Origin of the sequence: Streptomyces sp. GD-15H (assembly GCF_045291515.1) — a bacterium.
Lineage (GTDB): Bacteria > Actinomycetota > Actinomycetes > Streptomycetales > Streptomycetaceae > Streptomyces.
On record NZ_CP149447.1, the window covers coordinates 4,431,959 to 4,454,379 of the forward strand.

Sequence of the window (22,421 nt, forward strand, 5' to 3'; positions counted from 1 at the left end):
TCTGGGTCACGGGGGCGTCTCCCTCAGTGTCCGTGCTTCGGGGTGTAGGTGGCCGGCTTCACCGGCATCTCGACCGTGACGGGGTCGGAGTGGGCGAAACGCAGCTCGACGGAGACCTTCTGACCCTGCTTCGGCTGCCGCTTCAGCTGCTCGAACATCAGATGGTTGCCGCCGCTCTCGAGCACGAGGCTGCCGCGGGCCGGGATGCCGAGCCCGTCGACCTCCCGCATGGACCCGTCGACGGTCTCGTGCACGGTGACGCGGTCGGCGACGTCACTGCTGACCGAGGTCAGCCGGTCGCCCGCGCCGCCCTTGTTGCTGATGACGAGGAAGCCGGCCGCCATGTCCGACACCGGCTGCGGCATGTACGCGGAGCCGACGGACAGTTCGGCCGTGTCGCTGCCGGAGTCCGAGCCGCCGGAGTCCGGGCCGCCGCAGCCGGCCAGGGTCATCGCCCCGGCGACGGCCACCGCCGCGACCGTGAGACGCCTCACGGGTTCTCGCCCTCGATGATCCGGGGAGGTCCTTGGTGTAGTCCTCCACGGTGGCGTCCTCGCCGTACAGGAGGTAGCCGCCGTCGGTCTTCGGGGAGAAGGCGATGACCTGGGTTCCGTGGTCGGAGACGATCTGGCCCTTGTCGTCCTTGCGCGGCGCGTTGATCGAGATGCCGAGGGTGCGGGCGCCGGCCTGGATCGTGTCGAAGTCGCCGGTCAGGCCGACGACCTGGGTGTCGATGCCCTTGAGCCACTTGCCGAGTGCGGCGGAGGTGTCCCGCTCGGGGTCGGTGGTGACGAACACGATCCGCAGCTCGTCCTGCTGGTCCTGGGGCAGCTGCTTCTTGGCCACCGCGAGGTTGTTCATGGTCAGCGGGCAGACGTCGGGGCAGTGCGTGTAGCCGAAGTAGATCAGAGTGGGCTTGCCGGCGGTCTCCTCGCGGAAGTCGTACTCCTTGCCCTGTGTGTCGGTGAGGACGAGGTCCGGCTTCTCGAACGGTTTGTCGAGGACCGTGGCCGCCTTCTCCGTGCCGGCCTCCTCGGAGACCACGGCGACGGGCTTGCCGCTGTCGCCGTCGCCGTCGCCGCTGCCGCAGGCGGAGAGAGTGAGGGTGGCGGCGGCGAGCAGGGCCGCCGCCGTGAAGGTCTTTTTGCGCATGATGGTTTCCAGGGTTGTGAGTGCTCCGGCGCGCACCGGGGGCTCCACGGGGTCGTGGGTGACCCCGGTGCGCGCCGTCCAGCGGGGAGGGCTCAGGCGGAGGTGCGCCGACGCCCGGCGAGTACGCCGTAGGCAACGCCCGCGGCGCCGACGACGATGCCGACGATGCCCAGGACGCGGGCGGTGGTGTCCGTGCCGCCGGAGTCACCGGAGTCGGACGCCGCGGTGGTTTCCGCGGCGGCGTTCTCGGGGGACTTGGCGTGGTCGGCCTTGTCGTCCGACGCACCGTGCGAGTGGCCGTCGGCAGAGGCCTCGGACAGGGCGAGCACGGGAGCCGGGTAGTCGGGCTCGTCCTTGCCCTCCTGAGGCACCTCGATCCAGCGGACGACCTCCTTGTTGGAGTACGTCTGCAGCGCCTTGAAGACCAGTTCGTCGGCCTGCTCGGGCAGTGTGCCGACGGACACCGGGAACTTCTGGAAGAAGCCTGGCTCGATGCCGTCGTCGTCGGCGGTCCAGGTGACCTTGGTGACAGCCTCGTCGATCTTCTTGCCGTGCATCTCCAGCGGCTTTTCCAGCGTGGACTTGGTGACCTTGATGTCCCAGCCGTCGACCGGCTGCGGCATCACGGAGGCCAGCGGGTGGTCGGTCGGGAAGGCCACCTCGACCTTGGTCGTCGACGCGTTGTCACGCTCGTTGGGGACCTTGAAGTGCACCACCGCGTAACCGCCCTTGGCGGCCTCGCCCTCGGGCTGCACGCTGACGTGCGCGAAGGCGGGGGCGGACAGGGTGAGGACGGCGACACCGGCGACGGCGCCGGCGGCGGCGATACGGGAAGCCTTCATGGCAGAAGCACTCCGCTTCAGTTGGGTTTCGCTGACGGTGAGGGATACGCGTACGGGCGAGCGCTTGTGGCGGTGAGCACCTGTGCCGGTGACGGCTCTGTCGCCCGGCCGCCGGCTCGCTGGCCGCGGGTCCGTGACGCCTGGGTCACCGACCACTGGGTCCGCGACCACTGGGTCCGCGACGGTTCGGTCGCCGACGGCTCGTCGTACGCGGGGGAACGGACGCACACGCGCGTGCCGCACGTCGGCGCCCCTCTCCTCCTCCGGATGTCCGGCGGTGGCGGGCGTGGCCCGGTCGCGTCAGGCGGCGAGGGCGAGTGCGGTACCGGTCGGCGGACCTCGGCGGATCACCGTGTGCTGGAGTGCGGTGGTACGGGGTGCGGGCGGCGCGGGCGGCGCGGTGAGCAACGGACACGGGGCAGCCTGCAAAGTCCCCGGGAGGCCCGCGCGCAGGGCGAGCACCAGAACGAGCGCCGCGCGCAGCGACCGCACGAGGGCACCTTCGGCGACGCCGTGTGCCGACAGCTCGGTGAGCCGTAGCAACGCCAGGTCACCGCGGCGCAGCAGCCAGCCCGTGGCGAGTGCCACGAGGACGTGCGTGAGCAGCATCGGCAGGGTCGGCAGCAGCGCCGGCACCGCCGAGTCCACCGCGGCCGAGGACAGCGTGTCCCCCTGGGCGTGTGCGTCGGTGCCGCCGGTCGCGCCGGGGTGGATCCGCGCGTCGATGAGGATGCGCTGCGCCTGCGCGGGACTGATGGCCGCCGCGGTGGTGCCGCACACCAGCCGTGCGGCCTGTTCGATCAGCGAGGCGTCGGAAAGGGGCGACGCCGCGTCCGCGGGGGCCGCCGCGCCGTGCTGGCCGATGCCGAACACGATGTGCAGTACGGTCTGACCGGCCGCCAGCATGGCCGCGATCCCCGGCAGGGAACGCACGCGTCCGGCGAGTGGCGCCGCGATCGCGACCGTCCCGAGGAATCCCGCGCCCAGCGTCCACAGGGGAACGGCGGTCTGGGAGGCGAGCGTGTGACCTGCCCCGGCCAGCACGACACAGACCGCGGCGAACACCGCGGCCCGCAGGATCCGGAGCCCGCGTCCGGAGCGCCTCGTGCGCGTGTGGGGGGCAGTCATGACGGGCTCATCATCGCACTGGCCCCATCGCCGCCGTACGGCAGGTCCGCAAGATGAGGTACGACCGGAAGATCACCTCTGCCACCGGTCGCCCCACATACACCGATCGGCTCCACGACACACCCGCCATATGGGGGGTGTCACGTCAGCGGCATGCTTACAAGTGAGTACTCAGGGCAATACGTAACGGTATGTCGAGCCGCGGCCGGGAGGCTGGAGCATGAGCATCTGGTGGTCACTCCATCTGCGGCGCGACGCTGCGAGCGTGCCGCTCGCCCGGCGCCTGCTGATCGGCGCCATGGAGACCGCGGGCGTCGACCCCGACATTTCCTACGACCTCTCCGTCGCCCTCAGTGAGGCCTGCGCGAACGCCGTCGAGCACGGCGGGGGCACCGTCCGGGACGGCTCCTCGGAGGCGTACCGGGTGACTGCCTACCTCGACGGCGAGAAGTGCCGCATCGAGGTCGCCGACGCGGGACCCGGCTTTCCCGCCGGAACCGGTGGCTGTGCCCGCCCGCCGGCCCGCCCCGCGCCGTCCGACGCGGAACACGGCCGCGGCCTCTGCCTCATCCAGGAACTCGCCGACCACGTCCACATCGGCAACAAACCGGGGCTGGGCGGCACCGTGGTGAGCTTCGACAAGATCCTCAAATGGCGGAAGGACGCGCCCCTGATGGCGGTCTGACCACACCACCGGACCTCCGAACGCGCTCCCGGTCGCGCCCCTGGACGCACGTCGGCCGGGTACCACGAGTGGTACCCGGCCGACGTGCGTGCGTCAGCTCTTGAGGGCAGCCATCCATGCCTCGACCTCGTCCGACCGCCTGGGCAGCGCGGCGGACAGGTTCCGGTTGCCGTCCTCGGTGACCAGGATGTCGTCCTCGATGCGGACGCCGATGCCCCGGTACTCCTCGGGCACGGTCAGGTCGTCGGCCTGGAAGTACAGTCCCGGCTCGACCGTGAGCACCATGCCCGGCTCCAGCGTGCCGTCGACGTAGGTCTCGGTGCGCGCGGCCGCGCAGTCGTGGACGTCCATGCCGAGCATGTGCCCGGTGCCGTGCAGCGTCCAGCGGCGCTGCAGACCCAGCTCCAGCACCCGCTCGACCGGGCCCTGGACGAGGCCCCACTCGACGAGCCGCTCGGCCAGCACCCGCTGCGCGGCGTCGTGGAAGTCCCGGTACTTGGCGCCCGGCCTGACCGCCGCGATACCGGCCTCCTGGGAGTCGTACACGGCGTCGTAGATCTTCTTCTGCAGCTCGCTGTAGCGGCCGTTGACCGGCAGCGTGCGGGTGACGTCGGCGGTGTAGTACGTGTGCGTCTCCACGCCCGCGTCGAGCAGCAGCAGGTCGCCGGAGCGGACCGGGCCGTCGTTGCGCACCCAGTGCAGGGTGGTGGCGTGCGGGCCGGCGGCACAGATGGAGCCGTAGCCGACGTCGTTGCCCTCCACCCGCGCACGCAGGAAGAACGTGCCCTCGATGTAGCGCTCGCTGGTGGCCTCGGCCTTGTCGAGGACCTTCACGACGTCCTCGAAGCCGCGTGCGGTGGAGTCGACGGCCTTCTGCAGCTCACCGATCTCGAAGGCGTCCTTGACCAGCCGTGCCTCGGAGAGGAAGACGCGCAGTTCCTCGTCGCGCTCGGCGGTGACCTTGTCGGTCAGGGCCGCTTCGACACCGGCGTCGTAGCCGCGCACGACGCGGACCGGGCCGGTGGCCTCGCGCAGCTTGCCGGCCAGTTCGCGGACGTCGGCGGCGGGGATGCCGTACAGCTTCTCCGCCTCGGTGAGGGAGTGGCGGCGGCCGACCCACAGTTCGCCCTGGCCGTCCAGCCAGAACTCGCCGTTCTCGCGGTTCGAGCGCGGCAGGAGGTAGATCGTCTCCTTGTGGCCGTCGTCCGTCGGCTCCATGACGAGAACGCCGTCCTCGGTCTGGTTACCGGTGAGGTAGGCGTACTCGACCGATGCGCGGAAGGCGTATTCGGTGTCGTTGGACCGCGTCTTCAGGTTGCCCGCGGGAACGACCAGGCGCTCACCCGGGAAGCGGGTGGACAGCGTGGCGCGGCGGGCGGCCGTCTCGGCGGCCTGGGGGATCGGCTCCAGGCCACGCAGCTCGGTGTCGGCCCAGCCGCTCTTCATGTTCTCGGCCAGCTCGTCGGACACGCCGGGGTAGAGGCCGTTCTTGCGCTGCTTGACGGGCGCTTCCTCGGCGGTCTCCGGGTCCTCCGCTGTTTCCGGGGCCGCTGCGTCGGCAACCTGGTCGAACGCGGTCGGGAGCTCTTCTTCCACAGCGGTCATCCTCCTTGGTAAGGCTCTGGACTCCCCCGAGCTTTCGGCTTCGTCCGAGCAGGGGGGACCACCCCCATCGTACGGTCGCCGGCGAAACAGTCACAGCGCGGAAGAGCCCGTTACCGAGGGCACACGGAGTATGACGGCTCAGACCGGCCGCCGGGCGCTCCGGAGCCGCTACTCGAACCGCGCGGCCAGCAGTACGACGTCCTCCGCGAAGCCCGTCGCGGCCGTCGCGGCCGCGCCTTCGGGCAGCACGGTGCGCAGGATGTGGTCGGCGATCGCGCCGGGGTCGCGTCGCAGCGCCTGCGGCACCCCTGCCGCCGCCGCGTGCAGCCGCGCGAAGGCGCGGTCGGTGGGGGCGCCGGTGTGGTGCAGCAGTCCGTCGGTGTAGAGCAGAACCGTCTCGCCCGGCTCCGGGTGCACCTCCACGCTCGGTGCCTCCCAGCAGGCGAGCATGCCCAGGGGGGCCGAGACGGACGTCTCCACGAACTCGGTGCGGCGCTCACCGATCAGCAGCGGCGGACTGTGCCCGGCACCGGCCAGCGTGATCTTGCGCAGTGCGGGTTCGCAGTAGCCGAACAGGGCGGTGGCCGACCGGGCCGGTTCGGTGAGCCTCAACAGCAGTTCCAGGTCGGACAGGACGGCGACCGGATCCTCGCCCTCCATCACGGCGTACGCGCGCAGGGACGCCCGTAGCCGGCCCATCGCGGCGACCGCGCTGGGCCCCGCCCCGGTGACGGACCCCACAGCGAGGCCGAGGGTGGCGTCCGGCAGCGGCAGCGCGTCGTACCAGTCGCCGCCGCCGTTCGGAGAGGTGCGGTGCCGGGCGGCGAGCTGGACGCCGGGGAGACGGGGCAGGCGCGAGGGGAGCAGCTCCTCGGCCATGGTGGCCATGGACGTGCGCGTGCGCTCGAGTTCCAGCAGGCGGGCGAGATGCTCGGCGGCGTACCGGGCGTACAGGCCGACGAGATGGCGCTGCCGTTCCGACGGCTCGGCCGGTTCGTCGTAGAGCCACACCGCTGCGCCCAGGCGTTCCCCGGGCCCTGCGGCACGCGGGGCGTCCGGGGGCTCCGGAATCTCCGGCGCGAGGGGCAGGGTGTAGCTGGCGGCGTAGCCGAGGCGGGCGGCGACCTCGCGGTGCCTGGGGTCGAGCCCCTTCTCGGCGAGCAGGTCGGGCTCGGCGATGCCGTCGTCGACGCCGGGCAGTCCGTCGAGGATCCTGCCGTACGGCAGTGAACTGCGGGGGATGGTCTCGATGTGACCGAGGTCCGCGCGGGCCAGGCCGAGGCCGATCATGATGTCCGGGCCGAGACCGTCGGCGGGTTCCAGGACGACGAGACCGCGCCGGGCGCCCACCAGGGCGGCGCCGGCGCGCAGCATCTCCTGGAGCGCCTCGTCGAGGGCCCGTGTACGGGCCAGGCGTTCGGTCAGCTCGTGGAGGGTGGTGAGGTCGGAGACCCATCCCGCGAGACGGTCCTGGAGCAGTGCGCCCGGTGCGTTCTGGGGGTTTGCCGGGGCGGCCGGGGAGGTACCCGTAGCAACGGTCGCGACAGTGTGTGCGGGTGCGGGAACCGTTGAATCGATTCCGGCCACTTTCGGAGGATGCGGGGCGTTCATGGCGTCCGGCTTTCCGGCCGGTGCTTATCGCTCAAAAACATCGCAAACCCCCATGTCATTCTGCGCCGCCGGCAGTGTCTCCACATGTACACGTACTCGTGAGGAGATGTCCAGCATTGTCCTGCTGGGATTCCTGGTGTCCATGGGTCTGAAGGGAACTCACTCCCGACCTCTTGCCGAAAAACGAACTTGGCTTGAAACTGCCTCAGGGGGAGGTTGATTGCGGTCGACTGGGCTTGCTCGACGGAGCGTCACAGCGGTCGTGAGGGGTACGTACTCGGTGAAGGTCAGGGGTGGTTGGGAATCACCCGGGAACCTGGCGACGGACCCGGGCGTCTTAACCACCGACGACCGTGCCCCATCCTCCCGTGGCGGAGGCGGAGAGAAACAAGCGCGACGGTAAACGCCAGACTTCGCCACCCCACGCCATCCCCGTGCTTCTGCTCGACGCAGTATGGGTGGTACGGCCGCGGAGGAAGTCCTTGCTCGGCCTCGGCCGGAGGGGCTCCTCTTGCCCGTGCAGGTGTGATGCGCCAACAGGTACGCACAGTGCAGTGATCGACTCATGTTGTGATGTGGACCACGGTGTTGCCAGGCGTGCAACGGAAAGGAACGAGCGCTCATGCGCGAGATCCTCGGAAGGCGACGCAGGCTCCTGTCCCAGGGTGGCAGCGGGCCCGAGCTGATCGAAGCGGCCCTGACCTTCGCCTCGGACTGGCAGTGGCCGGTACTCCCGGGTGTGGCGGCGGATCCGCAGGGCCGGTCCCGCTGCGGCTGCCCCGACCCCGAATGCACAGTGCCGGGCGCTCATCCCTTCGACCCCGGCCTGCTCGCCGCGACCACCGACGCGCGCATGGTGCGCTGGTGGTGGGGCAACCGGCCCGCGGCGCCCGTCATCCTGGCCACCGGAGGCAGGGCACCCTGCGCGGTCTCCCTGCCGGCAGTGCCGGCCGCCCGCGCCCTGGGCGCCCTCGACCGCCTCGGCATGCGGCTCGGTCCGGTCGTCGCCGCGCCGGACCGCTGGTCGATCCTGGTCAAGCCGTACTCCCTGGAGCAACTGGGCGAGCTGCTCTACGCCAAGGACTTCGTCCCAGGCTCCCTCCGCTTCCACGGCGAGGGCGGCTACCTCGCCCTGCCCCCGTCCGGTACCGGCCAGGGCGGGATCCGCTGGGAGCGTGCGCCGCTGCCCGGCTCGGCCTCGCCGTGGGTGCCCGATGTCGAGGCCGTGGTGGACGCCGTGGTCGAGGCCCTCACCCGGACGGGTGTGAGCGCGCCCGAGGTGTAGCGGCTGTCGGCGCGCGAGCCGCGCCCGGCTCCGCTGTTCCGCCGGCGGGCGCGTCCCGTCGGCGGGCGCGTTCCACCGGCTCCGCCGTTTCCGTACGGTCTTCCACGCATGACGGTGGTACGGCACCGGAACCGGCACCTGTGCCGCAGCGCCACGGCGACGAGTTGAGCGCCGTACTGAACCTCACGGGGCCCGGTCGGCGCAACGGGCGGACGCACTGCGCGAAGTTCGAGGATCGCGCCGGACGAGGGCTCCTGCTGTCCCGCTCCTGGAGCGACTCGCCTAAGGAAAAGGCCGGTTGACATGCGACTGCGTGCTGCCGGCAACCGCGGTCACGCAAAGACCCGGTTGCTGGCGACGGGGGATGCACCAGCAACCGGGCTAATGGAACGGTAACAAGAGATCGGCTGTTAGCAAATTCGGACTCAGCTTTTCCGGTCACCGACTGGCTTGTCCGCACCGGGAGTTGTGAATGGGGCCAGTGGTTCCGGCGGGGCGGTCGTGCTGACCGGCCAGTCAGCACGACCGGGGCGCATGCCCGTGCCGCCACACCTCTCGGCGTGTCTCAGCTGAGGGTGACCTGCCGGTTGGTCAGCCCGCCGCGCGCTCGGCGCTCGTCGGCGGTGAGCGGAGTCTCGGTGGCCAGGGCGGCGGCGAGGCGCTCGGCGAACTCGGCCGCCGGCTTCTCCACCTCCTCGGCGCCGACCCCGCTGGGCAGGTCCCAGACCGGGACCGTGAGCCCGTGAGCACGGAAGGAGCCCACGAGACGGGTGCCCTCGCCGAGGGAGGACCGGCCCGCCGCGTGCAGTCGCGCCAAGGCGTCCAGAAGCCGCTCCTCGGAGTGCGGCATGACCCATCGCAGATGGTTCTTCTCCGGCGTCTCGCACCAGTACGCGGCGTCCACGCCCGAGAGCTTGACGGTCGGGATGGCCGCCGCGTTGGCACGCTCCAGGGAGGCGGTCACGTCCGGCGTGGCGTTCTCCGGGTCGGGGACCCAGAACTCGAAGCCGCTGTGCACCACCGGCTCGAACGCGCCCTCGGGGTCCAGCAGATCCTGCAGGCGGGTTCCCTCGGCCGGAGCGCGGCGGGCCTGCACCGGGGTGCCAGGGGCGGCGGCGAGCGCGCGCTGGAGGGTGTCGGCGAGGTCGCGGCTGATGTCTCCGGACGACGTGTCGTTCTGCAGGCCGAGGAGGACCGAGCCGTCGTCACGGCGCAGCGCGGGCCACGCCATCGGCAGCACGGTGGCCAGGGTGACCGACGGGACGCCCTCGGGCAGGCCGTCCTTGAGGGACAGCTCGACGGTGGCCGCCGGCACCAGCTCGCGCAGTGCCACCCAGTCGCACTCGCCCGGCAGTCCCTCGAACGGGCGGTGCACCAGCTCGGTCACGGCGTGCGCGGCGGCACGGCCGTGGCAGGCCTTGTAGCGGCGGCCGCTGCCGCAGGGGCAGGGCTCACGGGCGCCGACGACCGGGATCTCCCCGTCCGTGAGCTGCGGGCGCTTGGCCTTCGTGTGGGGGCGCTTCTTGGCCATCGTGGGTGTCTCCCGGTTACGGCTCGTCTCGTACGGGCGGGAGCCTAGTCGTTCACGGCGCGACCGACGGGACCCTGTGGACAACGTGCCGACTGTGGGCAGCCGGCCGTGACGCGTGAGCCGTACGGGACCGGGGTCGCGCGGCGCACACAGGATCGCCCGGGGTGGCCGTGGGAGACCAGGGGGTCACCGCACGGCCGCGTGGTCAGTCGAAGGTGTCGAAGGCGTCCGCGAACTCCAGCCCGGGTATCTCGGACACCGTGGGAGCCGTCACCCGCGAGGCGAAGTCGTCGCGCCGGTGCCCGGCGACCGGGTCGTGCACGTCCTCGTGGACGACGACCCACACCGTGACCTCGCCGGGTACCTCGTCGCGTACACCCCAGTCGTCGGCCAGCGCCGTGATGATGTTCAGCCCCCGGCCGCCGTGCGCGGTGACCGACGGGGTGGCCGGCGCCGGGCGGGTCGGGCCGCCACCGTCGGTCACCTCCACGACCAGCCGGCCGCAGGGGTGCACATGCCAGGCCGCACGGACGGCGCCGTCCCCGGCCAGGGCATCGCCCAGGGGGCGGCCATGTCTGCACGCATTGCTCAGCAGTTCGGAAAGGATCAGTACGGCATCGTCGATGACCGTGTCCGCCACTCCGCCGTCGCGCAATTGCAGGCGCATACGGCGCCTCGCCTCCCCCACGCCCGCAGGGCCATGGGGTACGGCCATGCTCAACGACGTGGGCACTTCCTGTGCCACCACCAACGCCACCCCCGAGACCTCCTTCGCCCCACGCCACGGTGTGAATGCCCCACGGACCTGAACCGGAAACCGGCCAATCCATGTGTGGTGACGCACTCGAACGATCGAGCACGCACCGAATGCGCCGGAGCACTCCCCGTAACCGGGTGGCTGGATTTCGTCGATGTGGCCGAGATGCGAGGATGCGTCGGGAGGAGCGTCCGGTCAAGAACCCTGTACGAACCACATGAGCCACACGAACCCCGCAGACCCTGGGAACCAGGCGGCCTGCGGGGGTCAGCGGCCGAGCCGGTCGAGCACCGCGCGGGGGCGATTGGTGATGATGGCGTTCACTCCGAGGTCGACACAGGCGTCCACGTCCGCGGGATCGTTCACCGTCCACACGTGCACCTGGTGGCCGGACTGTTTCAGCCGCTCGATGTACGCGGGGTGGCTGCGTACGATCCGGATCGAGGGACCCGCGATGTCCAGGCCCTCCGGCAGCCGTCCGTCGCGCAGGCGAGGCGAGACGAACTGCTGGAGGTAGACCGTCGGCAGTGTCGGCGAGGCGGCGCGCACACGATGCAGCGACCGCGCGGAGAAGCTCATCACACGTACCGGGGACTCCTCGGCGGCATCGGGGGCGTCCAGGCCGAACCGCTTCAGCAGGAGCAGCAGCCGCTCCTCCACCTGTCCCGCCCACCGCGTGGGGTGCTTGGTCTCGATCGCCAGCTCCACCCGGCGGTCGGCGTCGACGACGAGCTCGAGCAGCCTTTCCAGGGTGAGGACGGAGGTCGCCTCCCTGTCCTCCGGCCGGTGCACCCAGTCGGGCTCCTCCGCACGCCCGCCGAGCGGGTGGCGGGTCTTCCAGGAGCCGAAGTCCAGGGCGGACAGATCGGAGAGCTCCAGCGCCGAAACCGCACCGCGGCCGTTGGACGTACGGTTGACGCGACGGTCGTGGACGCAGACCAGATGCCCGTCGGCGGTCAGGCGCACATCGCATTCGAGCGCGTCCGCACCGTCCGCGATCGCCTTGCGGTACGCGGCCAGGGTGTGCTCGGGAGCGTCCTCGGAGGCTCCGCGGTGTGCGACGACTTGGGTCGGGCGCTGACGTACAGGGGTCACCGCGTCATGGTGCCACCGCGCGGGGGTATGCGTGCGGTCGTCCAGGCGTCGATGGTGGGGACGCTGCGGTCGTCTGATCGGAGGCATCGAGATGGTGCACCCTTGGTGAGTAATGCCTTATACGAAAAATGATCTCGCACCCACAGGAACGGCTTATGGTGCCCTGACGGCCCATGGGAAAAGCTGACGTCATACAAAGAGACACGCACAGCTGAAGCGCGCCGGACTCGTCGACATGCCTGAACGAGCGTGAACGAGTGAGACTGAATGAGACCGAGTGCGACCGAGAACAACAGCCGTGGATCGAGGAGAGAGAGCTGTGAGCACCGAGAACGAGGGCACAAACGAGGGCGCATCGGTACCCCCGGCCCCGTCCGTACCGCCCACGCCGGTGGATGCTCCCGCAGCTCCGGCGCATCAGGAGCGCCCGGCTCCGGACGGGGCAGCCCGACGGCTCCCATGCCCCCGGTCCCGCCGGGCGCACCGGGGACGGCACAGGGCCACGGCACGCCGGAACACCCCGGATACGGCGATCACGCCGGATACGGAGGCCACGGCGCCCAGGATCAGGCCCCCTTCGGCCCTCCGTCCGGAGCCCCTTCGGGAGCCCCGACGGGCAGCTCTTCTCCTCCCGAGGCCTCCTGGCCCCCGCCCCCGGCGCCGGGCACCCCGTCGCACGACGGCGGCGCCGGTCACGGCGCGGGCGGCTGGGGCCCGTACCAGCAGCCCGCACCGAAGAACGGCGGCAGGCGCGGCCGCCTGGCCGCAGCGGTCCTGGCGGCCGCGCTGGTCGCGGGTGGCCTGGGCGGCGGCCTCGGGTACACGCTGGCCAAGAACAACGACAACGGCAACGGCTCGACGACGGTCTCGTCGTCCACCAGCGGTGGCAACGTCAAGCGAGACCCGGGCACGGTCGCCGGAGTGGTCGCCAAGGCGCTGCCGAGCACGGTCACCATCGAGGCCCAGGGCAGCAGCGGCGAGGGCGGCACCGGCACGGGATTCGTGTTCGACACCCAGGGGCACATCGTCACCAACAACCACGTGGTGGCGGACGCCGTCGAGGGCGGCAAGGTCGCGGCGACCTTCCCCAACGGCAAGAAGTACGACGCCGAGGTGGTCGGCCATGCCCAGGGCTACGACGTCGCGGTCATCAAGCTGAAGAACGCCCCCTCGAACCTGAAACCCCTCACGCTGGGCAACTCCGACGAGGTCGCCGTCGGCGACTCGACGATCGCCATCGGCGCCCCCTTCGGCCTGTCCAACACGGTGACGACCGGAATCATCAGCGCGAAGAACCGCCCGGTGGCCTCCAGCGACGGTACCGGCAGCCAGGCCTCGTACATGAGCGCCCTGCAGACCGACGCCTCGATCAACCCGGGCAACTCCGGCGGGCCGCTGCTGGACGCGCAGGGCAACGTCATCGGTATCAATTCCGCGATCCAGTCGACCAGCAACGGCGGCTTCGGCACCGGACAGGCCGGCTCCATCGGCCTGGGCTTCGCCATCCCGATCAACCAGGCCAAGTACGTCGCCCAGGAACTGATCAAGACGGGCAAGCCGGTGTACGCCAAGATCGGCGCCTCGGTCTCCCTGGAGGAAGGGGCGGGCGGCGCGAAGATCACCGATCAGGGTGCCGGCGGCTCCGAGGCGGTCGACCCCGGCGGCCCCGCCGACCAGGCCGGCCTGCGTCCCGGCGACGTCATCACCAAGCTCGACGACCGCGTCATCGACTCCGGACCGACCCTGATCGGCGAGATCTGGACCCACAAGCCGGGTGACAAGGTCACGCTCACCTACGAACGCGGCGGCAAGGAGCAGACCACGGAACTCACCCTGGGTTCCCGCATCGGCGACAGCTGACCGCACCCCGCCCGCACCGACCCGCTACCCTTGTCCCGCGCCGCCGATCACCCGGCCGGCGCGGGGAGGTGTGCCCGAGCGGCCTAAGGGAACGGTCTTGAAAACCGTCGTGGCAGCGATGTCACCGTGGGTTCAAATCCCACCGCCTCCGCTCTGAGAGCAGTGCAAACGGCCCCTGACCTGGGTAGTTGGTCGGGGGCCGTTCGCATGCCCGGTCTCCGTGGCTGCCCGGTGTTCCCCGTGGTTTCCCGCTCGATCGGGCACGGAAGGGGCACGGAGAGGGCACGCGCGGACGACGGCATGAGGGCATGCGGGCATGAGCAACGGGCGCCGGAGTCGGCCGACTACCGGCTACCGGCTACCGGCTACCGGCTGATCGGGATCTCGTAGACGATCTCGCAGAGAGCGGCGGGCACCACGATGTCCGCGGTCTCCACGGGCCGCCCCTGGTCGCTGTAGTAGGTCCGCCGGATGTGCGTGACGAGTGCGCCCTTCTGGATGCCCAGGAGCGACGTCTCCTCGGCGGTGGCCTGGCGGGGCTCCGGCTGCTCCACGGCGTGGCTGACGGCGATGCCGATCGCGGCCATGCGGTTCACGACGCCCGCCCCGGCGTGCGGCCCTCCCTCGGGGAGGACGACGAGGGTGCCGGCGGTGAGGTCGTACGGCTCCCAGCTCGTCGACAACTGCACCGGCCTGCCGTCGGCCAGGAACTCGTACGAGGTGCGGACGCACAGCTCCCCCTCGGCGATGCCGAGACGCGCCGCGATCTCCGCCGGTGCCGGGACCTTGGCGTCGGTCCGGCTCTCCCAGTCTCCTTGCCTGCCCACGGCCTTCATGTCCGCGCGAAACGGGGAGCCGTCGGGCTGCTCGCGCGCCGACGAACGGACCACCCGGACACGCTGCCGGGGCTCGGCGACGTAGGTGCCGGAACCGGCGCGGCCTTCCAGCACACCTTGGGAGATCAGCAGCTCCTGTGCGCGGCGCACCACGTTGTCACCCACGCCGCACTCCTGGGCGATCTGGGCGCGGGAGGGGAGCCGGTCCCCTGGCGTCCACTCGTGCTCCGCGATCCGCCGCCGTAGTTCGTCGGCGAGGCGGAGATAGGGCGGCTGCTCAGGCATATGGAAAATCTAGTCCACTAGCTCTAATCTAGTTAACCAGCTTCACTCAAAGTGATCGCCGGTGACCGGAGGATGCCCTGTGCCCGCTTCAGAGGTGAGCGCGGAGGCCATCGCCGCCCGGTTATCGGCCGCCGGGCTCGCCACGCGTGTGGAGGAGCGCGACGACTGCGCGGCCATCGAGGCGGAGGTGCCGGAACCCCTCTCCGCCGAGTCATGGCGGGAAGTCCTGGAAGCGGTGGCGGAGGCTGACCGATTCGGACTCCTCGCCACCAGTTCGAACGACCGCACTCTCTGGGCGGTCGTACGCAAAACGGTCCCCGCGACGGGCGATGTCGGGGGACCGGACCATCAGCGATAGGAGCTGAACAGCGTGTTCAATCGTATCCGCCGTACCGTCTCGCGCATCAGTGCGCGGTACATCCGTAAGGGCCGGCACCGCCGCCCCGCACAGCCCGCCCGGCCGTTGGCCGCATCGCCCGTGATCGCCCATGGCGCACCGCTGCTCCTGAGCCACAGTCGACACCACACCGGCGTTCTCATCGGCGAGGAGACCGCGCTCGTCCGCCCGTACGTGCTGGCCAGCGAGGCGCGTGCACGGCACCGCTCGACGGCCCTGCCTTGCCCTCCCTTCGCCGGTCCCTGGTTCGTCCCGGCGGGTGACTGCTGATGCCGCCTCGCCAACAGCCCCACACCACACGGGCGGGAGCCGACTCCTACCGGTCGAGCTCCTGCCGGATCGGTACGCACTACGCCTGCGCGGAGTCGTCCCCGGTCACCGCACCGGTCGGCGTGCCGGTGATCTACGAGTCCTGCGACTGCTCGTGCCACACGATCGCCCATCGCGAAGTACCGACGGAGGCGGCGCGGTGAGGGGAGAAACACCCAGCGGCGCGGTGCTCTCCCCCGTCGAGATCACCTCGGCCAGTGTGCAGCGCGGGGACGTCATCCAGGTCGGAGGCCGGCAGTGCCGGGTGACCGACATTTTCCAACTGCCCGGCGGAGTCAAACGACTTGTGTTCGACTCGGGCGAGTTGCTGACCATGCACACGGGGACCCGACTCATCGCCCTGCGGCTCCTGAGAGTGCGAGGCGGTGATCCAGCCCATGCCCTCGCGTCGCGACGCCATCGCCGATGACCTACGAGACCGGATCGCCACCGGCCGGCTCAAGCCCGGCGAACGCCTTCCCTCTGAGTCCCACCTCGCCGCGCAATACAGGGTCAGCACACCAACGCTCCGAAGCGCTCTTGCCGTGCTCCAAGTGGAAGGCCTCATCGAGAAGGCCCACGGCAAGGGGAACTTCGTCCGTCGTCCCCTTCGCAGAATCACGTACGTCGGAGGGGGCCGAACCCCCGACGGACAGACCGCCGCTGACACCGCTCTGAGCGTCACCGTCCACACCACCCGGATCCGGGCCCGCGGGCATCTGGCGACCCTGCTGAAGGTGTCGGCCAGCAGCCCTCTGACCGAGTTCCTCTGTCTCAGCCATGAGGGCGAGAGACCGCACAGCCTGGCCCGCATCTACGTCCCCTGCGACCTGGCGCCGGCCGCCGCGCTCCGCGAGCCGCTCCCGTACGAGGGGATGACGACGCGACTGACGCAGCTCCGCCCGCCGCTGGCTGAAGTGCGGGAGAGGGTCAGCGTCCGACTCCCGACGCCGGAGGAGGCATCCACTCTTCGGATCAGCTCTGCCCTGGCGGTCCTCGCCATCACACGCCAGATGGCCGACACCGCTGGACGCGTGGTCGAGGCCGCGCTCCTGGTGCTGCCGGGGGACCGCGCCGACGCGGTGTTCACCACTCACTACGTGATCGACGAGAAGGGGACGGAAGGGTGACGATGTCACACGAGCTGCGGCTCCTCCCATGGACGGGGCCCGACGGTAAGCCCTGCTTCCTCAGCACCGATGACAGCGACAGCTACCTGTCCCGCCTGGCCGACAACCTCGAATCGGTACAACTCGGCATGGCGACCGAACTTCTGGACCGGGCGTTGGACATGCTCGCCGACGCTGATACGCAGCCGGACGACCTGCGACTCCTGGCGAAGGACCTGACCGGAGCCCTGAGGGACACCCTCCGCGTAGCAACCAGCCGCGGCCACCGCCTGGCAACGCATGAATAGCCCAACACCGTTGCGTTTGAGTCTTGAGTCGCAGGTCAAGCCCTGATGAATGGCGCAACGGGACGTCCTGATAGATCAGCTTGTGTCGAGCAAGAAGATCATCGGGAGTCCCGTTGCAGGAGAAGTCTGTCATCACGCGCACGGTCGAGGCGGCCGGGGGCGTGTACGCGCCCGGCCACTTGGGCGAGTTGACCCAGATCGTGGACTTCGTACTGGTGGACACGGTGATCGAGGAGACCGGGTCACGTGAGAAGCGGCTGCGGCTGCTGCCGTCCCGGGTCGTGGTCTACTTCGTCCTCGCTCTGGCCCTGTTCGAGGACTGTTCCTATCGGAGCGTGTGGGGCAAGCTGACGGCGGGGCTGGAGGGACTGCCGCTGGTACGTCCGGCGGTCTCCTCGCTGTCCAGGGCCCGACGGCGCATAGGAGCGGCACCGCTGCGGCGGCTGTTCGAGATCCTCGCCGGACCCGTCGCCCACCTCGGGCAGGCCGGTTCGTTCTATCGAGGGCTTCGGACCGTGGCCGTGGACGGCACTTTGCTGCACGTGCCCGATGAGGAGGCGCTCACCTGGCACTATCCCAAGCGAGCGGGCGAGAGCGTGGAGTTCGGCTACCCGCTGCTACGGCTCGTGGTCCTGGTCGAGTGTGGCACCCGTGCCGTGTTGGCTGCCGCGTTCGGCCCCGAGAGCGACGGCGAACTCACCTACGCGGGACGCCTGTTGAGTGTGCTGGACCGCACGATGCTCCTGCTGGCCGATGCCGGCTTCGATGGAGCCGAGTTCGCCCGGGACGTCCAGGCCACCGGCGCCCAGTTCCTGGTGCGCTCCTCCGCCCGCCGGATACCCACCCCTTTCCGGCACCTGGGCGACGGCTCCTACCTGGCCCGGATCGGCTACGGCGTCCTGCCTGTTCTGCTGCCCGTCCGCGTCATCGAGGCGTCCATCACCGTAACCCTGGGCGATGGCACCGTCCGCACCGAACAGTGGCGCCTGCTCACCAGCCTCCTCGACCCGACCGTCCACCCGGCCGCCAGGCTCGTGGATCTCTACCACGAGCGGTGGCAGTCGGAGACGACGTACTTCTCGATCAAGGCGACCATGCTGGACGGCCGTGTCCTGCGCTCCCGCAGCCTGACCGGCCTCGACCAGGAGGTCTACGCCCTGCTCACCACCTACCAGGCCTTGATCCGCGCCGCCGCCGACACCGCCTGCACCCGGGCCGGCCTGGACATGGACCGCATCAGCTTCACCGTCCTGCAGACCACCGCCGCCGACACCGTCACCACCGCGACCGCAATCCTGCCCCCGACGGGACCCGCCGACCTCGTCGGCACCATCGGCCGGGCCGTCCTCGACGCCCTGCACCCCGCCCGCCACCGGCACCGCGTCAAGGCCCGCACCCGCAAGAACCCCACCAGCAAGTACGGCCCGAACGCCGGAAAACACCCCACGACCAGCCAGAACTACACCGTCCACAGCACCGTCACATTCTTCGAGCACGGACTCTCGAACCGCTCAAAGACATAAACGCAACGGTGTTGATGAATAGCCGGTCTGCTGATCACCGGTCCGGCTGACCAGCGAGGCTGAAGAAGCCCACGGCTCTGACCAGTTCAGATGCCGTGGGCTTCTGTCGTTGTCGGCCGACGTCGGGTTCCCTCGGACGGCCCGGAGACGGCCCAGCGCTGGCCGTGAGTGCAGACGTCGTAACCTCCTCGGGTGGACGACTCCTCTTGCTTCTGCCTCCTGTGCGCCCCTCCTTCGGATGGCCCGGCCTGGGAGGAACGTGATCGCCGTATAGCCGCAAGCGTTTCCGAGTTCGGCTGGCACGTGATGGGGGTCGGCGCCGGGGGCGATGCGCCGGCGGACTGGGCCTACTCGATCGGCCTGTGGCACACCCTGCGCAGCCCTGAGGTCTGCATCTTCGGCCTGCGGGTCGAGACGATGATGCCCATCCTCAACGTTGCAGGCGGAGAGATCCGTAACGGTCGCCCACTGGAAGCCGACCAGGTGCGTAACGACATCCTGAACGGCTACCCGGTGACCGTCCGGCCAGTTCACCCGAGTTGGTACCGGGACTTCTTCGGCGCTGGGATCGACTACTACCAGGCCCCTCCGCTTCCCGTCATGCAACTGTTCTGGCCGGACAGGGGAGGCCGCTTCCCCTGGGACGACCAGGCCGAGGAGTACTGCCGCGCGAACCAGCCTCTTCTGTGGGTCTCGAAGGACGAAACCAGCGGACCGTGGGCTGAGCCCGACCGAGGTTGACGCTCGGTCTCGGGCGGGGCGGCCTGGTGGTGAGCCCCGCATCAGGAGTTCGATCACCGACCTCCTACGAGGGCTGCGTCCGCGCTCGCGCACGTTGCTGATAGGTGCCTGGGTGTGCTGGCGTAGGCCCCCGTTGATGTCAGGCATGGATGTCAGCCCCTGCGCTGGGCCTGCGGCTAGTCGCCCGAGTGGCCCCAGAAGTGGATCTCTTGGGGGTGGCCCTCGTCGTCGTGCAGCACCGCGCATCGTCCGATCCACCGTGACCGGGGGAAGATGTCGAAGTCCTTGACGTGCGCGCGGGTCAGCTTGTCGGTACCCAGCAACGCGCGCGCTTCCTCAGCCGTCACGGGTTCCACGGTGTTGTAGTCCGGGGTGTCGTCAGGCCCCACGACGCGGAAGATGTCCAGGATCGAGTGGGTGCCGGCCTCCTGGACCAACTCGTCCTCCCACAGTTCCTCCAGCGACTGCGGCCGCGGCTCCCGCTCCTCCTCTGGTCGCCAGTCGCCGCCGTTGACCCAGTAGTAGTCCCCAGCTTCGAACACCTCGCGCCGCAGCTGCTGAAGCGCAGCGTTCAGGTCCTCCTGGTACGGCACGTAGTAGTCCCACCCCGAAGCCCCCATCAGCCCTCAGCTTCCGTTTCTTCTGGACGGCGGAAGTTAGCAGTCGGGTCTGACATCCAAGCTCTCAGCTTGGGAAGCTGCGATCACTTGGTGCTCGATCGGGCACTGACCTAGGCGGACGGCCAGTGAATGGCTTCGTCGGGCCGGCTGCTCTCACCGTGACTCCCCGCTGTTCCCCGCTCGATCTGGTGCACTTGTGGTGCGCTAGGGCTCCGTTGCCGTCCGGTACCGCCTTGAGCTTGCTGTCCAGGCGTCACAGAATGGGCCACTGAACTCTTCTCGGTAACGTCTCGTGACGTTTTGTGATCTTCGTTCAGGTAGTGCGGCCGTGTTCGAGCTGGAGCAGGACGAGGGCGGCTCGGGCGATCCTGGTGATGGCAGCGGGGTCGAGACTGACCCTGCGCAGCGCCTTGAAGGTGACCTTCAGCAGGGCGTTGGCGCGCTCGGCGACACCGTGGATGCCGCGGATGACGGCGTTGAAAGTCCGTTTCTCTTCTGCGAGTTCGCCTCCCGTGGGCTTCTTGTGCGGGTGGCGGAAGCCGTCGCCGGCGTTCTCGTAGCCGAGGTCGACCAGGGTAGGGATGCCCAGAGTGGCGGCGAGCCGGTTCAGGGCGTCCACCAGTCCGTGGGCCCGGGCGCAGGTGGTGTCGTGCTCCCGGCCCGGCCGGACCGGGGAGACCCAGATGGGCCAGCCGTCCGGGGCGGCGATGACCTGCACGTTCCCGCCGTGATGCTTGTGTTTCCCGGACCACCACAGGTCGGCCTTGTTGGGGCCGGCGGCGGCCACGCGGTCGGTGCGGATGACGGTGCCGTCGAGGTTGAGGTGGGTGTACCCGGCGGTCGCCGCTCGTTCAAGAGCGGTGGACAGATCGGGCGCGTGGTCGGCCAGGACGGTCAGCCCCTCGTGCAGGTAGCGGTAGGTGGTCGGCACGGAGATGCCGTTGTCCCGGGCGAGTTGGGCTATCCGGGTGCCGTCGACGAACCAGCGCAGCACGAGCACTGCCTGCCTGAAGGCGCCCAGCGCGCGGGTGCCCCTGCGGGTCCCGAGCCGTTCACGGTGCCCGCGCAGCAGCTTCGCGAAGTACTCGGCGGTCGCCCTGCGGACATCGAGCACGGCGGTGTAGGTGATACTGGACGTCACGTGGAGCCTCTGGTTGTACGGAACGTGATCTTCGCAGACCTGTTCCTACCAGGGGCTTCACTCATGTCCGGCATCGAGTCACCACCCCGCCGCCCGGCATCATCACGCACCGCAACTGTCACGTTGCCGAGAAGACCTCAATGGGCGACTCAAGGCATGTCTTCTTGCCCCGGGTCTTGCCGGGGAGCTTGGTGAGCTCGGTTTTCGCTGGTCGAGTCGGTGTGCACATGTGGCGAAGTGATCGTCATTGGTCATCATTGGCCATTGCCGAGCGGCCTGGGACGGCCCAGAGATGGGGCCCGGACGGACTGGGCTACGGTGCGGCCCGCCTGTGGCAGGTTGAGCAGTATGGGAGCAGGAATGAAAGTCCCGCCGGATGGCGGCGCCGCGGCAGGCGACTGTCGGGGCAGGGCGCGAAGCGCCCGACCGGAGAGGGGGCCGCTGCGGTTCGCTCGGTCGGGTCACTGGGATCTGGCCCATCGCGATGGGAGCGCAAGCACAGCGCAATGCTGAGCAGCAAGGCGCCCTCTGTCTGCTTTTTCCCATTCGGTTAGGTTTGCTCGTCATTTCACTTGGCGGCTGACTTGGTTGCCGAAAGCGCCGTTGGAACGGGTCGGTAACCTCTTGAATCTCGCATCATTTCTCTACGCTTGCCACGTTTCGCCGGTGACGTGGGAGGATTCTTCTGCTGTTCTCCCGGGAGGAATTGAACGGGAGTTGAGTGATCGTTTTCGTGGTAGAGTTTCAATGAATTCACAGGACGCCGCGAAAAAAGGGGAATGGCGTGAACACCGAGAAGGTCACGGCTCGACGTCTTACGGCCGAAGAGGTTTCGGAGTTGAGTCTCCAGGACGGAATCTTCGTCTCGGCAGAGATGGATGGCCTTCCTCTCGACTGCTATGCCCCGGCTTCCCTTACGGAGCCGGGTAAGAATTTTGAGGGAGGGTCCTTCACCGCGAGGACGATATTCGGTCAGGAAATTCGCGTTCTCCCGGACAATGCCGAAGAGTCCGGGATCTGGGTTGCCGACAAGGCAGGGGAAGAAATCGAGGTTCTTCAGAATGCCGGCGTCCTCCTGAATCTCGCCCTCTTCGTTCCCAACGGGAACAAGGAATCTCTGGAGTCGCTCTACTCCGCCGCCCGGGACGCCTTCGGCGCGGGGATTGTTCAGCGCTGGAGTGAGGAAGTCGTCACGGTGCCGGATGTCAAGGTCGACTTGTTCGAGGAGCCTGCCCGGGGCGGAAGAACGCGAGCAGCCAGAACCGTGACCGCCGCGCCTTGGACATCTACCCGACCCGAGTGCGATTCATGGAGCCCAGCGATGGCTGGAGGTTCATTGTCGAACCTCACAAAGAGGTCGTCGATGAGACACCGACGATCTGACCTGATGGCAGGTTAACCTCGGTCTTTCGCATGAGCCCGTCAGCTTGCTGACGGGCTCTTCGAAGTGCCCTGGGTGGAGGCTGGCCCTTTGCCGTTTGAGCCTCAGCCGATGAACGTCAGCCACGACGGCGGTTGCGTTGATCGACCAGGTGCGCGTGTGTCTCGCTGCACCCCACCGGTCTCAGCTACGTTGTCGGATGCAGTCGACCAGTCCTTCG

The 22,421-nt window shown here is 69.4% G+C and carries 20 protein-coding genes, 1 tRNA gene and 3 pseudogenes; 12 read left to right on the top strand and 12 right to left on the bottom strand.

Annotated features, from left to right (window positions below; genetic code table 11):
- Window positions 1–23: 23 nt before the first annotated feature.
- From WJ438_RS20845 to WJ438_RS20860, 4 genes and pseudogenes are all read right to left on the bottom strand, one after another.
- Window positions 24–452: a copper chaperone PCu(A)C gene (locus WJ438_RS20845; RefSeq protein WP_406729755.1), complete on the bottom strand. Its 429-nt coding sequence runs from the start codon at window positions 450–452 to the stop codon at window positions 24–26.
- A 38-nt stretch (window positions 453–490) separates the two neighbouring features.
- Window positions 491–1,152: pseudogene (locus WJ438_RS20850) on the bottom strand (SCO family protein).
- Between the two features lie 92 nt (window positions 1,153–1,244).
- The gene (locus tag WJ438_RS20855; protein ID WP_406726601.1) at window positions 1,245–1,994 is read right to left on the bottom strand and encodes a YcnI family protein; all 750 of its coding nucleotides are present in this window, start codon (window positions 1,992–1,994) and stop codon (window positions 1,245–1,247) included.
- Window positions 1,995–2,294: 300 nt separating this feature from the next.
- Complete coding sequence (locus WJ438_RS20860; protein ID WP_406726602.1) at window positions 2,295–3,122, bottom strand: hypothetical protein; 828 nt, start codon at window positions 3,120–3,122, stop codon at window positions 2,295–2,297.
- A gap of 220 nt (window positions 3,123–3,342) precedes the next feature.
- Between WJ438_RS20860 and WJ438_RS20865 the strand changes: the two genes are divergently transcribed.
- Window positions 3,343–3,807 (top strand): ATP-binding protein, encoded by a 465-nt coding sequence (locus tag WJ438_RS20865; protein WP_406726603.1) that lies wholly within the window; start codon window positions 3,343–3,345, stop codon window positions 3,805–3,807.
- A gap of 93 nt (window positions 3,808–3,900) precedes the next feature.
- On the opposite strand, the gene WJ438_RS20870 is transcribed toward WJ438_RS20865, so the two are convergent.
- Together WJ438_RS20870 and WJ438_RS20875 are read right to left on the bottom strand one after the other, a co-directional pair.
- Window positions 3,901–5,412, bottom strand: a complete 1,512-nt coding sequence (locus WJ438_RS20870) for an aminopeptidase P family protein (RefSeq protein WP_406726604.1) — start codon at window positions 5,410–5,412, stop codon at window positions 3,901–3,903.
- A 168-nt stretch (window positions 5,413–5,580) separates the two neighbouring features.
- Window positions 5,581–7,023, bottom strand: coding sequence for a PP2C family protein-serine/threonine phosphatase (locus tag WJ438_RS20875; RefSeq protein ID WP_406726605.1), 1,443 nt, complete (start codon window positions 7,021–7,023; stop codon window positions 5,581–5,583).
- Window positions 7,024–7,645: 622 nt separating this feature from the next.
- Between WJ438_RS20875 and WJ438_RS20880 the strand changes: the two genes are divergently transcribed.
- Entirely contained in the window at window positions 7,646–8,308 is a 663-nt protein-coding gene (locus tag WJ438_RS20880; RefSeq protein ID WP_406726606.1) for a bifunctional DNA primase/polymerase, read from the top strand.
- A 565-nt stretch (window positions 8,309–8,873) separates the two neighbouring features.
- Here the strand turns inward: WJ438_RS20880 and WJ438_RS20885 are convergent.
- The 3 genes from WJ438_RS20885 to WJ438_RS20895 form a co-directional block, all read right to left on the bottom strand.
- On the bottom strand, window positions 8,874–9,839 hold the full coding sequence (locus WJ438_RS20885) for a DUF5926 family protein (RefSeq protein WP_406726607.1): 966 nt from the start codon (window positions 9,837–9,839) through the stop codon (window positions 8,874–8,876).
- 205 nt (window positions 9,840–10,044) lie between these two features.
- A complete protein-coding gene (locus tag WJ438_RS20890) occupies window positions 10,045–10,683 on the bottom strand; it encodes an ATP-binding protein (protein ID WP_406726608.1) in 639 nt (212 codons plus the stop codon).
- 180 nt (window positions 10,684–10,863) lie between these two features.
- Window positions 10,864–11,691: a glycerophosphodiester phosphodiesterase gene (locus WJ438_RS20895; RefSeq protein WP_406726609.1), complete on the bottom strand. Its 828-nt coding sequence runs from the start codon at window positions 11,689–11,691 to the stop codon at window positions 10,864–10,866.
- Between the two features lie 319 nt (window positions 11,692–12,010).
- Between WJ438_RS20895 and WJ438_RS20900 the strand changes: the two are divergent.
- Both WJ438_RS20900 and WJ438_RS20905 read left to right on the top strand, forming a co-directional pair.
- Window positions 12,011–13,551: pseudogene (locus WJ438_RS20900) on the top strand (S1C family serine protease).
- 64 nt (window positions 13,552–13,615) lie between these two features.
- Window positions 13,616–13,702 (top strand) — tRNA-Ser (locus WJ438_RS20905).
- A gap of 214 nt (window positions 13,703–13,916) precedes the next feature.
- Here WJ438_RS20905 and WJ438_RS20910 read toward each other — a convergent pair.
- Window positions 13,917–14,672, bottom strand: coding sequence for a GntR family transcriptional regulator (locus WJ438_RS20910; protein ID WP_406726610.1), 756 nt, complete (start codon window positions 14,670–14,672; stop codon window positions 13,917–13,919).
- A 79-nt stretch (window positions 14,673–14,751) separates the two neighbouring features.
- Between WJ438_RS20910 and WJ438_RS20915 the strand changes: the two genes are divergently transcribed.
- The 7 genes from WJ438_RS20915 to WJ438_RS20945 all read left to right on the top strand — a co-directional run bounded on the left by WJ438_RS20915 (window position 14,752) and on the right by WJ438_RS20945 (window position 19,059).
- Window positions 14,752–15,030: a hypothetical protein gene (locus tag WJ438_RS20915; protein WP_406726611.1), complete on the top strand. Its 279-nt coding sequence runs from the start codon at window positions 14,752–14,754 to the stop codon at window positions 15,028–15,030.
- Window positions 15,031–15,042: 12 nt separating this feature from the next.
- Window positions 15,043–15,339 carry a hypothetical protein gene (locus tag WJ438_RS20920; protein ID WP_406726612.1) on the top strand — a complete coding sequence of 99 codons (297 nt, stop codon included), beginning with the start codon at window positions 15,043–15,045 and terminating at the stop codon, window positions 15,337–15,339.
- Window positions 15,339–15,542, top strand: coding sequence for a hypothetical protein (locus WJ438_RS20925; RefSeq protein ID WP_406726613.1), 204 nt, complete (start codon window positions 15,339–15,341; stop codon window positions 15,540–15,542). Before WJ438_RS20920 ends, WJ438_RS20925 begins: the two co-directional genes overlap by 1 nt.
- Before the next feature lie 234 nt (window positions 15,543–15,776).
- Window positions 15,777–16,508 carry a GntR family transcriptional regulator gene (locus WJ438_RS20930; RefSeq protein ID WP_406726614.1) on the top strand — a complete coding sequence of 244 codons (732 nt, stop codon included), beginning with the start codon at window positions 15,777–15,779 and terminating at the stop codon, window positions 16,506–16,508.
- Window positions 16,505–16,795: a hypothetical protein gene (locus WJ438_RS20935; RefSeq protein ID WP_406726615.1), complete on the top strand. Its 291-nt coding sequence runs from the start codon at window positions 16,505–16,507 to the stop codon at window positions 16,793–16,795. The genes WJ438_RS20930 and WJ438_RS20935 overlap by 4 nt, the downstream gene beginning before the upstream one ends.
- Before the next feature lie 113 nt (window positions 16,796–16,908).
- Window positions 16,909–18,318 carry an IS4 family transposase gene (locus WJ438_RS20940; protein ID WP_406726616.1) on the top strand — a complete coding sequence of 470 codons (1,410 nt, stop codon included), beginning with the start codon at window positions 16,909–16,911 and terminating at the stop codon, window positions 18,316–18,318.
- A gap of 192 nt (window positions 18,319–18,510) precedes the next feature.
- Entirely contained in the window at window positions 18,511–19,059 is a 549-nt protein-coding gene (locus WJ438_RS20945; protein ID WP_406726617.1) for a DUF4262 domain-containing protein, read from the top strand.
- Window positions 19,060–19,235: 176 nt separating this feature from the next.
- Here the strand turns inward: WJ438_RS20945 and WJ438_RS20950 are convergent, their stop codons facing one another.
- Together WJ438_RS20950 and WJ438_RS20955 are read right to left on the bottom strand one after the other, a co-directional pair.
- The gene (locus WJ438_RS20950) at window positions 19,236–19,679 is read right to left on the bottom strand and encodes a hypothetical protein (protein WP_406726618.1); all 444 of its coding nucleotides are present in this window, start codon (window positions 19,677–19,679) and stop codon (window positions 19,236–19,238) included.
- 313 nt (window positions 19,680–19,992) lie between these two features.
- A complete protein-coding gene (locus WJ438_RS20955; protein WP_406726619.1) occupies window positions 19,993–20,820 on the bottom strand; it encodes a transposase family protein in 828 nt (275 codons plus the stop codon).
- A gap of 784 nt (window positions 20,821–21,604) precedes the next feature.
- Here WJ438_RS20955 and WJ438_RS20960 point away from each other — a divergent pair.
- Window positions 21,605–22,203: pseudogene (locus tag WJ438_RS20960) on the top strand (hypothetical protein).
- Window positions 22,204–22,421 lie beyond the last annotated feature (218 nt).